At 74.8% G+C, this 11,951-nt stretch carries 6 protein-coding genes and 1 pseudogene; 2 read left to right on the top strand and 5 right to left on the bottom strand.

Features of this window, described 5'->3' with window-relative positions; genetic code table 11:
• Nucleotides 1–58: 58 nt before the first annotated feature.
• The 5 genes and pseudogenes from ACFQ8T_RS09520 to ACFQ8T_RS09500 form a co-directional block, all read right to left on the bottom strand.
• Nucleotides 59–279 (bottom strand): annotated as a pseudogene (locus tag ACFQ8T_RS09520) (CatB-related O-acetyltransferase); the annotation flags it as partial.
• Nucleotides 280–543: 264 nt separating this feature from the next.
• The gene (ppsA, locus tag ACFQ8T_RS09515; RefSeq protein WP_430546294.1) at nucleotides 544–2,937 is read right to left on the bottom strand and encodes a phosphoenolpyruvate synthase; all 2,394 of its coding nucleotides are present in this window, start codon (nucleotides 2,935–2,937) and stop codon (nucleotides 544–546) included.
• Between the two features lie 48 nt (nucleotides 2,938–2,985).
• Nucleotides 2,986–3,843, bottom strand: coding sequence for a pyruvate, water dikinase regulatory protein (locus tag ACFQ8T_RS09510; RefSeq protein WP_430546293.1), 858 nt, complete (start codon nucleotides 3,841–3,843; stop codon nucleotides 2,986–2,988).
• 144 nt (nucleotides 3,844–3,987) lie between these two features.
• Nucleotides 3,988–5,091, bottom strand: a complete 1,104-nt coding sequence (locus ACFQ8T_RS09505; RefSeq protein WP_430546292.1) for a substrate-binding domain-containing protein — start codon at nucleotides 5,089–5,091, stop codon at nucleotides 3,988–3,990.
• 40 nt (nucleotides 5,092–5,131) lie between these two features.
• Nucleotides 5,132–7,162: a heparinase II/III family protein gene (locus ACFQ8T_RS09500; protein ID WP_430546291.1), complete on the bottom strand. Its 2,031-nt coding sequence runs from the start codon at nucleotides 7,160–7,162 to the stop codon at nucleotides 5,132–5,134.
• Between the two features lie 170 nt (nucleotides 7,163–7,332).
• Between ACFQ8T_RS09500 and ACFQ8T_RS09495 the strand changes: the two genes are divergently transcribed.
• Complete coding sequence (locus tag ACFQ8T_RS09495; protein ID WP_430546290.1) at nucleotides 7,333–9,291, top strand: DUF2264 domain-containing protein; 1,959 nt, start codon at nucleotides 7,333–7,335, stop codon at nucleotides 9,289–9,291.
• A 247-nt stretch (nucleotides 9,292–9,538) separates the two neighbouring features.
• Nucleotides 9,539–11,938, top strand: coding sequence for a family 43 glycosylhydrolase (locus ACFQ8T_RS09490; protein ID WP_430546289.1), 2,400 nt, complete (start codon nucleotides 9,539–9,541; stop codon nucleotides 11,936–11,938).
• Nucleotides 11,939–11,951 lie beyond the last annotated feature (13 nt).

Genomic DNA, 11,951 nt, shown 5'->3' with positions numbered 1-11,951 from the left:
TGGCTCTCGTCGACGTCCGCACGCGAGCCGTCAGGTCGGCTCCGGGCACGTCCTCGACAGGCCAGTCCCACCAGCGGACGGCCAGCAGCCGGTCGACGTCGTCGGGGTCGAACCGCACGCGGAGGTGCCACGCGGGTTGCCGGCGACGACGGCGTAGGGCTCGACGTCCTTCGTCACCACGCTGTGCGCGCCGACGACGGCGCCGTCGCCGATGGTGACCCCGGGCATGATCGTCGCCTCGCGGCCGATCCACACGTCGTTGCCGACCGTGGTGTCGCCGGGTTGCTCGAGCGCCAAGAAGGTCTCGAGCGTCCGCTCCGACCACGCGCCGGCCGATCGTGGTGAAGCGGCCGATGACGAGCCGTTGCGGCCCGTAGAGGTACTTGACGTTCGCCTGCTCGAAGGGGGGGCGTCGCTCCCCTCGGTGTCGGAGTAGGTGTAGGCGCCGACCGAGACGTACGGGGACGTGATCTCGTTGCGGAGGAAGCGGACGGTGGTCAGCTCGGGTCGGGTCGAGGGTGTGAGCTCGTCGGGGCCGGGACATCAGGCACGCGTGCTCCTCTCGTCCGCGGTGGCCGCGAGCGCGAGCCAGGTGTCGACGACGGTGTCGGGGTTGAGGGACACGGACTCGATGCCGCGCTCGACGAGCCACTGGGCGAAGTCGGCGTGGTCGGACGGACCCTGGCCGCAGATGCCGATGTACTTGCCGTGCCGGCGGCAGGCGTCGATGGCGAGCCCGAGGAGCTCACGGACGGCGGCGTCGCGCTCGTCGAACGCGTGGGCGACGAGCGCGGAGTCGCGGTCGAGGCCGAGCGTGAGCTGGGTCAGGTCGTTGGACCCGATCGAGAAGCCGTCGACGTGCTCGAGGAACTCGTCGGCGAGCAGGGCGTTGGACGGCACCTCGCACATCATGACGACCTGGAGGTCGTTCTCGCCGCGCCGCAGCCCGTTCTCGGCGAGGAGCTCGACGACCCCCTCGGCCTCGGCCACGGTACGCACGAACGGGATCATGACCCGCACGTTGGTGAGCCCCATGTCGTCGCGCACGCGGCGCAGCGCCTCGCACTCCATGTCGAAGCACTCGCGGAAGTCGGGGGAGAGGTACCGGGACGCGCCCCGGTAGCCGATCATCGGGTTCTCCTCGTCGGGCTCGTACAGCGTGCCGCCGAGGAGGTTGGCGTACTCGTTCGACTTGAAGTCGCTGAGGCGCACGATGACGGGCTCGGGCGCGAAGGCGGCGGCGATCGTGGACACCCCCTCGGCGACGCGCTGCACGAAGTACTCGCGCGGGTCGGGGTAGGCGGCGGCACGGCTCGCGACCTCGTCCCGCAGCTCGGCCGGCAGCTCGTCGGCGTCGAGCAGAGCGCGGGGGTGGATGCCGATCTGCCGGTTGATGATGAACTCGAGGCGGGCCAGCCCGACGCCGTGGTTCGGGAGCCGGGCGAAGGAGAACGCCTGGTCGGGGGTGCCGACGTTCATCATGATCTTCACGGGCGGCTCGGGCATCCGGTCGAGCTCGGTCGCGGCGTCGTCGAACGCCAGCAGGCCCTCGTAGACGCGACCCTCGTCGCCCTCGGCGCAGGAGACGGTCACCTCGCGCCCGTCGGGCAGGTCGGCGGTCGCGGTGCCCGTCCCGACGACGGCCGGGATGCCGAGCTCGCGCGCGATGATCGCCGCGTGGCAGGTGCGCCCGCCGCGGTTCGTCACGATCGCCGCGGCGCGCTTCATGATGGGTTCCCAGTCCGGGTCGGTCATGTCCGCGACGAGCACGTCCCCGGGCGCGAAGTCGTGCATCTGGTCGACGGAGGACAGCACCCGCGCGCGGCCGGCGCCGACCTTCTGCCCGATGGCGCGCCCCTCCAGCAGGACCGTGCCGTGCTCGCGGAGCGTGAACCGGTGCACGACGTTCCCCGAGTCGCGCGAGACCACGGTCTCGGGGCGTGCCTGCAGGACGTACAGCCTCCCGTCCACCCCGTCCTTGCCCCACTCGATGTCCATGGGGCGCCCGTAGTGCTCCTCGATGACGAGCGCGATGCGGCCGAGCTCCGTGACCTCGGCGTCGGTGAGCGAGAAGCGGGCGCGCTCGGCGGGGTCGACGTCGGCGAACACCGTGCTGCCGCCGACGTGCCGGCCGGCGGCGTAGCGCATGGCGACCGCCTTCTCGCCGACGGAGCGCTTGAGGACGGCAGGCCGGCCGGCGCGCAGCGCGGGCTTGTAGACGTAGAACTCGTCCGGGTTGACCGCGCCCTGGACCACGGCCTCCCCGAGCCCGTAGGAGCTGGTGACGAAGACGGCCTGGTCGAACCCGGACTCCGTGTCGACCGTGAACATGACGCCGGAGGCGCCGACGTCGGAGCGCACCATCCGCTGCACCCCGGCCGAGAGCGCGACGTCGTGCTGGTCGAACCCGTGGTGCGCCCGGTAGGCGATCGCGCGGTCGTTGTACAGGGACGCGAAGACGGAGCGCACAGCGTGCAGCACGTTGTCGATGCCCCCGATGTTGAGGAAGGTCTCCTGCTGCCCCGCGAACGACGCGTCGGGCAGGTCCTCGGCGGTGGCGCTGGAGCGCACGGCCCACGTCACCTGCTCCGGCTCGGGGTCCTCGGCCACGAGCGTCGCGAACGCCGCGCGGACGTCCGCCTCGACGTCGGCCGGGAACGGCTGCTCCTCGACCCAGCCGCGCACGGTCGACCCCACCCGCGCGAGGGCGGCGACGTCGTCCGTGTCCAGGCCCTCGACGGCGGCGCGGATCCGGCCCGCGAGGTCGTCGTGCTCGAGGAACCGGCGGTAGGCCTCGGCGGTGGTGGCGAACCCGCGCGGCACGCGGACGTCGGCCGCCCGGAGCCGGGACACCATCTCCCCGAGGGAGGCGTTCTTGCCGCCGACCCGGGCCAGGTCGTCCATGCCGATCTCGTCGAACCAGAGGATGTGGGCCATCGTCGGTCCCTTCGTGGGTGCGGATCGTGGGGTACGGATCGTGGGGTGTCAGCCGCGCAGCTTCATGGTCTGGAGGATGACGGCGGACATCTCCTCGACGCTCTTGGTGGAGGAGTTGAGGAACGGGACGCGCGTGCGCCGGTAGAGGTCCTCGGCCTGGCGCAGCTCGAGCCGGCACTGGGCGAGGCTCGCGTACCGCGAGTTCGGGCGCCGCTCGTGCCGTACCTGGCTCAGGCGCAGGGGCGTCGTGGTGAGGCCGAAGCACCGCGCGGCGTAGGGCGCCACCACGGGCGGCAGGTCGTCGGTCGGGAAGTCGTCCTCGGTCAGGGGGTAGTTCGCGACGAGGAGGCCGTGCTGCAGCGCGAGGTACATGGTGGTGGGGGTCTTGCCGCAGCGCGACGGCGCGATGATGACGACGTCGGCGAGGTCGAGCGCGCGGCGGCTCTGCCCGTCGTCGTGCTCGATGGCGTACTCGACCGCGCGCATGCGGGCGAAGTAGCGCTCCAGGTCGCCGACGCCGTGCGACGGGACGAGGTGCTCGCTGGACGTCGTGCCCAGCGCGCGCTCGAGCTCGACGAGGTGCCCGCCGAGGAGGTCGATGAGGACGCCGCGCGACCGCTCGAGCTCCTCGCGGACGGCCGGCGCCCGCACCGTGGTGAAGACGATCGGGCCGAGGCCGTCCGCCGCGGACCGGTCGATCTGGCCGACGAGGGCGCGCGCGGCGCGGTCGGTGTCGACGAACGGCACGGTGTGGCGCCGGAACGCGACGCCCGGGAAGTTCACGAGGAGCGCGCCGCCCAGCGTCTCGGCGGTGATGCCGGTGCCGTCGGAGACGAAGTACACGGCGCGCTCGCCCGTCGCCGGCGTGCCGGCCTTCTCGCCGGCCGTCGCCCGGTGTGCTGTCATCCGCCGTCACCTCCGGGTCCAGGATCGCCTCGCCCGGGCGTCGTGGCCCGCCGAGCGCGACGTGCGTCGTCCTGCCGCACCCTACGCCACCCATGTGAATCACGGTTAACTTTCGACGAGGCGAGCGTCGTCCGCGGCCGTGGGTTACCCCGGGCGCACCGGCCCCGTCGACTCCCGCACCACCAGGCGCGGGCTGATCGCCACGCGGTGCACGGGGCGCTCGGGGTCGGCGAGGCGCTTGAGCAGCAGGTCGACGGCGGCGTGGCCGACGGCGGCGCGCGGCGGCCGCACGGCGGTGAGGGCGGGGCTGAAGAGCCCGGCGACCTCGTCGTCGTACGACAGCACCGAGAGATCGCCCGGCACGCCGAGACCCCGGTCCATCGCCTCCTGCACGACGGCGGACGCCTCGGGGTCGGAGTGCACCAGCAGCGCCGTCGTGCCGGAGGCGACCGCGGTGTCGACGACCTCCGTCACGGCCCCCGGGAACTCGGGGTTGCGGCGGTCGGGCGCGAGCCGCTCGAAGTGCTCCTCGGTCGACAGCCCGAGCCCGGCGCAGGCGGCGCGCCAGCCCGCGGCGATCTTGCGCGACGTCGGCGACTCGCGCGACAGCACGAGTCCCACCCTGCGGTGGCCGAGGTCGGCGAGGTGGTGCACGGCCATGAGCGCGCCGAGCGCGTGGTCCGAGACCACGGACTCGAGCGCCTCGCGGTGGGGAGCGAGCGCGGCCTCGCGCTCGACGAGCACGTGGGGCAGGCCGGAGTCCCGCAGCCACCGGGCGACGTCGGCCCCCCGCGTGCCGTCGGTGCGCGGGGCGAGGATCAGCCCGCTGACCCCGTCGGCCTCGGCCAGTCGCTGCAGGGCGGGCCGTTCGTCCGGCGTCTCGTACGAGGAGCCGCGGAGCACGACGCGCAGCCCGTGCTCCCGTGCCTCGGCCTCCATCCCGCGCACCACCCCGGGCCAGTAGTAGTCCAGGGAGGGGACGAGCACCCCGACGGTCTGCGAGGTCGGCGACGGGGCGGGCGCGGCGCTGGCCGCCGGCGCGGCGGCGGGCACGGCGCCCCCGTGCACGCGCACGAGGCGGCCCTCCCGCTCGAGCTGCGTGATGTCGCGCCGCACGGTCACGGCCGTCACGCCGAGGGCCCGCGACACGTCGGCGACCCGCACGACGCCGTCGCGGTCGAGGGCGGCGAGCAGGGCGGTCCGGCGCTCGGCCGGGAGCGGGGCACGCAGCTGCGGATCGGTGGTCACTCTTCCTCCTCGCTGCGGCGGGCGACGGCCCGCCGCCCGGTCATCCTGATCCCTCCGCGTCGACCTCTCGCGCGATGACGACCTCCAGGTCGTCGCGGCCGGTGACGTCGAGGTCCAGGCGTGTGAGGCGGTCGCCCCACACCTCGCTCAGCACCGGGTCGTCGAGGGGGCGGTCCACGAGCGCGGCGGGGACGTCCGGCGGCCACGCGAGGTGCAGGAGAGGGGCGCCGTCGAGCGGGACGACGACGGCGCGCCCCGGCGTCAGCGAGACGTCGCCGGCGAGGAGGAAGCGGACCGTCGTCGCCTCGGGATCGTCGTGCCCGTCCCCGTGCCCGTCGCCGTGCCCGTCGTCGCGCCGGTCGTCGAGGTCCCAGGCGTCCGACACCACGACGCGGGCGTCGGGGCCGCGCTCGAGGCGTGCCGAGCGCCGCCAGGACCGCAGCCCCGCGACGGGGTACGCGGCGGCGAGGTCCAGCGTCACGCCGGACGGCGCCCCCGTGCCGCGGCCGCAGAGGGCGGGGCGGACGTCGCGCGCCCGCGCGTCGGCGCCCACCGCCTGCGGGGTCCCGGCGACCTCGGGCACGGAGTGCCACGACGACTGCATGGTCCAGATCCGGTACCGGTCGGGGCCGAACGTCCGCGCGGTGTACGTCGGACGCCCCGCGTCGACCACCACGGGCACGCCGTCGGACGCGACGACGACGGACCCGACGTCGTTGTGGTTGTGCGCCTCCGCGTTGTGGCCGCCCTTGACGGCGAGCGCGAGCCCGGCCGCGTCGCCCGTGCACTCGCGGGCCAGGAGCACCTCGGTGGAGCCGAGCCAGGTCTCGGCGGGGAGCGGCGGGAGCGCGTCGGGCGCCGCCTGCCAGTCGCGGTCGGTGAGGGCGCGCAGCAGCCGCCCGAGCCCCTGCTGCTCCTCGGCGCCCGCCCCGGGCACCCGGTGCGCGAGCGCGTGGGCCGCCGCGTCGGGGTCGCCCGTGCGGAGCGCCGCGCGGTGCAGGGCGCGCCAGGGCGGCGTCAGGTGCGGCCGGGCCTGGCCGTCGGCCAGGTTGAGGTACCACGCCCCGCCCAGGTGCATCCGGTGCGGGAAGGCGACGGTCCCGCGCAGCGCGGTGGGCGACCGCCCGGGGTCGAGGGCGTCGACGGCGCCGCCGGTGGCGTGCGCCAGCACGTCGAGAGCCTCGAGCGCGCGGCAGGCGCCGTTCCACCAGTAGGCGTACCCCTCGTCGATCGCGCCGTCGTCGGGCAGGCATGCGACGTAGCGGTCCAGGCCCTGCAGCACCAGCTCCACGACGCGGGCGCGCTGGGCGGCCTCGTGCTCGCCGTCGAGCAGGCGCAGGGCGGCGACCAGCACGTTCCCGTGGATCCACGGGTTCCAGTTGTGCACGTCGCCGTCCAGCCCCAGCCAGTGCCAGTCGCGGCGGCGCAGGAACGGCTCGACGACGCGGACGCGCGCCTCGTGGCGCACCCGCGCACGCAGGCCCGGGTAGCGCGCGTCGAGCCCCGCCCCGAGCAGGTGGTCCACCCACGCGAGCTGACCGACCACCTCGCCGGCCCCGAGGTCGAGGTACGGGTCCGTGACCGTGGGCAGCACCGACCCGTGGCGGAGCAGGGAGTCGTCGTGGGCCGGCCAGCACCAGGAGCTCTGCTCGCACAGCTGCCAGACGCCGTCCGCCACCTCGTCGAGCCACCGGTCGGCTCCCGACGTGCCGAGCGAGACCGCCGCGGCGACGGCCGCGCGGGACAGGCGCCGCTCGCGGCCGTAGACGAGCTGCTCGTGCGCGTCACGGTCGCCGTCGCGGTGCAGGCGGGCCGCGGTGCTCGCGAGCGGGAGGGGCCACGGCGCGCCGAGCTCGGCCTCGGCGCGGTCGACGACGGCGGTCGCGGTGGCGGCGTCGAGCGCCCCGCGGGCGGGGTCCCACCGCCCTCGCTCGGTCGCGGGCGGGACGGGGAGCGCCGCGTCGGGCGGGAGCAGCAGGGCGTCCAGGGCCGCCGCGCGCTCGACACCGGGCGGTGGCAGGGGGAGGGTCGCGGCGAGCGGCCCGGCGAAGGTGTCCTGCGGGGTGTCCACGACGACCTCGTCTCGGATCGGTGACCAGCAAACGACCTAAAACGATCATGAGGGTACAGCAACATGCTGGACATGGCGATAACCTGAACGCTTCACTCTGTTCCTGTTCGATCGCGGATGATCGGGCGTGATCGCCACGGCGGTCGGAACCCTCGACGAGGAAGGGCGCGATGGATCTCGCAGGTGCGACCCGAGAGGCCGACGGCGCGCGACCGTCCGGCCGGCACGCCGTGAGCGAGCTCTCCGGCTGGGACCGCGGCCGCTGGGCGGCGCTCGCGGACACGATGCTCGCCGCGGTGCGGCCGTACACCTCGCCGGACGGCGCGCTGGTGACGCTCCCCGGTGCCGAGGGCGGCTACGGCCGCGCCGTGGACGGTCTCGAGGGCTACGCGCGCACGTTCCTGCTCGCCGGGTTCCGGCTGGCGGGGGAGCGCGGCGTCGACCCGCACGGGTACGCCGAGCGGTACGCCGCGGGCCTGGCCGCCGGGACCGACCCCCGCCACCCCGAGCGCTGGGTGCGGCTGTCCCAGCACGGGCAGGCCAAGGTGGAGGCGGCGTCGATCGCGCTGGTCCTGGACCTGACGCGGCCGTGGATCTGGGACCGGCTCGACCCGGCCGTGCAGGAGCGCGTGGTCGACTACCTCGCGGAGGCCGTCGGAGACGACACCTACCCGCGGATCAACTGGGTCTGGTTCCGGCTGGTCGTGCAGACGTTCCTGCGCTCGGTCGGCGGGCCGCACTCCCTGGACGAGATGGCCGCGGACCTCGCGACGCACGACTCCTTCGAGCGCGCGGACGGCTGGATGTCCGACGGCGCCGAGCGCGCCTTCGACCACTACGCCGGCTGGGCGCTGCACCTGTACCCGACCCTGTGGGCGCGGATGGCGGGCGCGGCGGACCTCGCGGCCCCGCGCCGCGAGCGCGACGTCGCGTTGCTCGACCGCTACCTGCAGGACGCGGTGGCGCTGGTCGGCGGCGACGGGTCGCCGCTGGTGCAGGGCCGCTCCCTCACCTACCGGTTCGCGGCGGCCGCGCCGTTCTGGGTGGGCGCGATGGCGGAGGTGCCGTCGCTGCCCCCGGGCCTGCTGCGGCGCGCGGCGTCCGCCGTGGTGGGGCATTTCGTCGAGCGGGGCGCCCCCGACGACGACGGCCTGCTCACGCTCGGCTGGCACCACGCCTGGCCGCGCCTGGCGCAGTCGTACTCGGGCCCCGGCTCGCCCTACTGGGCGAGCAAGGGGCTGCTCGGCCTCGCGCTGCCCGCCGACCACCCGGCCTGGACCGCGCCGGAGGAGCCGCTGCCGGTCGAGCACGGCGACGTGCTGCGCGTCGTCCGCGCGCCCGGCTGGGTGATCAGCGGCACCCGGGCCGACGGCGTCGTCCGGGTGGTCAACCACGGCACGGACCACGCCCGCGAGGGCGACCGCACCGGCGACTCGCCCCTGTACGCGCGGCTCGGCTACTCCACCGCCACCTGCCCGTGGCTCGACGACGACAGCTGGCTCTCGCCCGTCGACCAGTCCGTCAGCCTCGTCGACGCGACCGGGCGGGCCACGCACCGCACCGGGATGACCACCCTCGAGGTGGGCGTCGTCGAGCCTTCCGCCGGAGAGGCGGAGGCGGCGGTGGCGGCGTCGCGCGTCGCGGCGCACTGGGTGCTCCCCGCGGCGGACCAGCAGGGCCACGGCTCCGGCGCGACCGGAGACGCCGCCGACGCGGGCGTCCTGACCGTCGTGTCCGTCGTCCGCGGGCCGTGGGAGGTGCGCTGCGTCCGGGCGGACGCGTTCGCCGCCGGTGCGGACGACGGTGCCGCCACGGCCGTCCGGCTGCGCGTCTCGGGCTGGCCGACCGTCGCCGGCGACGGCCTGAGCTCCGTCGTCGCCTCGCTGCTCGGCGACGGGACCGGCGGCGCCACCGTGCGCGACGACGTCAGCCCGCTCGGCGAGGGCGCGCGCGTGCCCTGGGTCGACCTGGCCGCGGCCCCCGGTGCCTGGACCGCCTGCCTCGTCACCCTGCACCGCGGCGACGGCTCCCGCGACACCCCGACCCACGGCGGCGCCGTGACGGTCGACGACGCGACCGCCGTCGTCGTCTGGCCCGACGGCGCGCGCACCACCGTGCGTCTGCCCTGACGGCCGCCCCGCCCGGGTCCTGGGCGCGGTCCTGCCGTCCGACGTCCGCCGAGGAGGGCGGCCCGGCGGCTCTCGTGGGCCGCGGCGGTGGCGTGCGACCTGTCTCGAGCCCCCGAAACGAGCAGAAGCGAAAGAGTGCAGCGATCAAATGTTGACGTAAACATTGGGACGTGCCAGCCTGCGTGGCGGGCGACCGACGGCCGTCGCCCGCCACGCACGTCTCGCTTCGACGACGAAGGAGAACGACATGCCTCACCCCCGCGACGACCGCGGTGCCGCGCCGCCTCTGGGCCGCCGGGCGGCCGCCGGCGGCGTCTGTCTCACCCTCGCGCTGGTCGGCCTGCAGGCCACGGCCGGCGTCGCGGCCGACGACCGCTCAGGCGGCTCCGCCGGGTATACGAGCTATCCCGCCGTCCTCGACCCGGGGACCGGCGCCGACGACTACTTCTCGCCGCCCTGGCTGGACGACGGCGGCGAGCACGTCCAGGCGCACGGAGGCCAGGTGGTGCAGAGCGAGGAGGACGGCCGCACCGTGTACTACTGGTACGGCGAGGACCGCAGCAACGGCTACTACGGAAGCCCCGGCGTGCACGCGTACAAGTCGTACGACACCAAGAACTGGACGGACGAGGGCGTCGTCCTGCGGTCCGTGTCCGACCCGTCGGACCTGGAGTCGGAGTACTTCGACGCGCTCTACGACACCGTGGACGACGCCGGGAAGCCGCGCGCCGAGCGGATCGCGCAGCTCGACTACCACCTCGACACGAACGAGGCGGCCGACCGCACGACGATCTTCGAACGGCCCAAGGTGCTGTACAACGCCGCGACCGACCAGTGGGTGCTGTGGTGGCACTCGGACGGCCAGACGACGTCGGGCGGCAGCATGTACGCGCGCTCCATGGCGGGCGTGGCGGTGTCGGACAGCCCGACCGGCCCGTTCCGCATGACGGGCGTGTACCGGATGCCGAACCGGACGAGCTACCAGGACTGCATCTCCGCCGCGGTGCCGGGCCAGGCGCGCGACATGACCGTGTTCCAGGACGACGACGGCACGGCGTACATCGTCTACTCCTCGGAGGAGAACCGGTCGCTCTACGTGGCCGAGCTGGACGAGACGTACACGAACGTCACGCACACCACGGGGACGGACATGGCCGACGCCGGGCAGTACTCGGAGGACGGCCGGTACCCGTACATCTTCGCGGACGGCACCGCCGAGGCGCCGGTGCGCGGGGAGGACTTCCAGATCGTCAAGGAGTGCGGGATGCTCGAGGCGCCCGCGCTGTTCGAGCACGGCGGCCGGTACTACGCCGTCGCGTCCGGCGCGACGGGATGGGACCCCAACCCGCAGACGTACTACACGGCCGACAGCATCCTCGGGCCGTGGATCCGGGGCGTCGAGCCCGACGACCAGTACGAGGACGTCCCGTACAGCACGATTCCGGAGGGCGGCGACGGGCTGCTGTCCGTCGGCGACGCGCGCCGGTCCACGTTCGGCTCGCAGTCCACGAACGTGCTCGACCTGGGCGGCGGCCGGTTCGTCTACCTGGGCGACCGCTGGAACGCCGGCGCCGCCGACTCGACGTACGTGTGGCTGCCGATCACCATCGGCGAGAACGGGCGCGCCGAGATGCGCAACCCCGCCGTGGAGGACCCGGGGCGCTGGGGCGACGGCTGGGACGAGAGCTACTGGGACTCGCGCGGCCTGGGCGACGGCGTCTGGTCGGTGGTCGACGACGGCCTGCCCGAGCAGGTCGGGCCGGGCGAGGACTTCGGTGACGACCTGCCCGCGACCGTGCCCGTCGAGGTGGACGGCGTCACCGCCGACGTGGCCGTGACGTGGGACGCGACGTCGTTCGCCACGCGCGGCCAGCACACGATCACGGGCACCCTCGCCGCCGACGACCGGTTCTCCGCGGGCCGCACGTTCGGCCGCACGATCGAGGTGTCCGAAGAGGGCGTCGTCGAGCTGTGCGGGGCCGACGGGACGACCGTCTCGGCGACCTTCCACCAGACGGACTGGGAGACGATGCCGGCCGAGAGCGCCTGCGACGGCAAGGCGTCCACGTCGTGGTCCACGTGGGCGAGCGGCTCGACGCAGGACGAGGTGACCTTCACCGTGGAGCCGGCCGCGGCGCACGTCGTCGACCAGGTCGCGTTCACGAACATCGAGGGCACGATCGCGCGGTTCGGCGTCGAGTACCGGGACGCCGACGGCGCCTGGCACGCGACGACGGCGCAGGACGTGGCCCCGGGCGCGAACGGCACCCGGACGGCCGTCGCCCTCGACCCGGTCTGGGCCTCGGCGGTGCGGATCACCTTCGCGACCCCGGGCTCGTACCTCAAGATCCCGGAGCTCACGGTGGACGCGCCGCCGACGGCGGTCGAGCCGGCCGTGGCCGCGCGCTGCGTGGGCCAGGGGCGCGTCCAGCTCGTGACGACCGTCCGCAACGCGACGGACCACGCCGGCGACGTCGAGGTCCGGACGGCGGTCGGGGACCGCACCGTGCGGGGAGTGGCGCCGGGCGCCAGCGCGTCCGCGGTGGTGAGCACGCGGGAGCGGACGCTCGACGCCGGCACCGTGACCGTCGCGATGGGCGACGGGCCGGCGGTCGCCGTCGGGTACGCGGCCCGCACCTGCGGCTGACGTGAGGCCGGGC

It is taken from the genome of Isoptericola sp. NPDC056618 (assembly GCF_042792715.1).
Lineage (GTDB): Bacteria > Actinomycetota > Actinomycetes > Actinomycetales > Cellulomonadaceae > Isoptericola > Isoptericola nanjingensis.
This window is presented reverse-complemented; position numbering and strand designations above follow the sequence as displayed.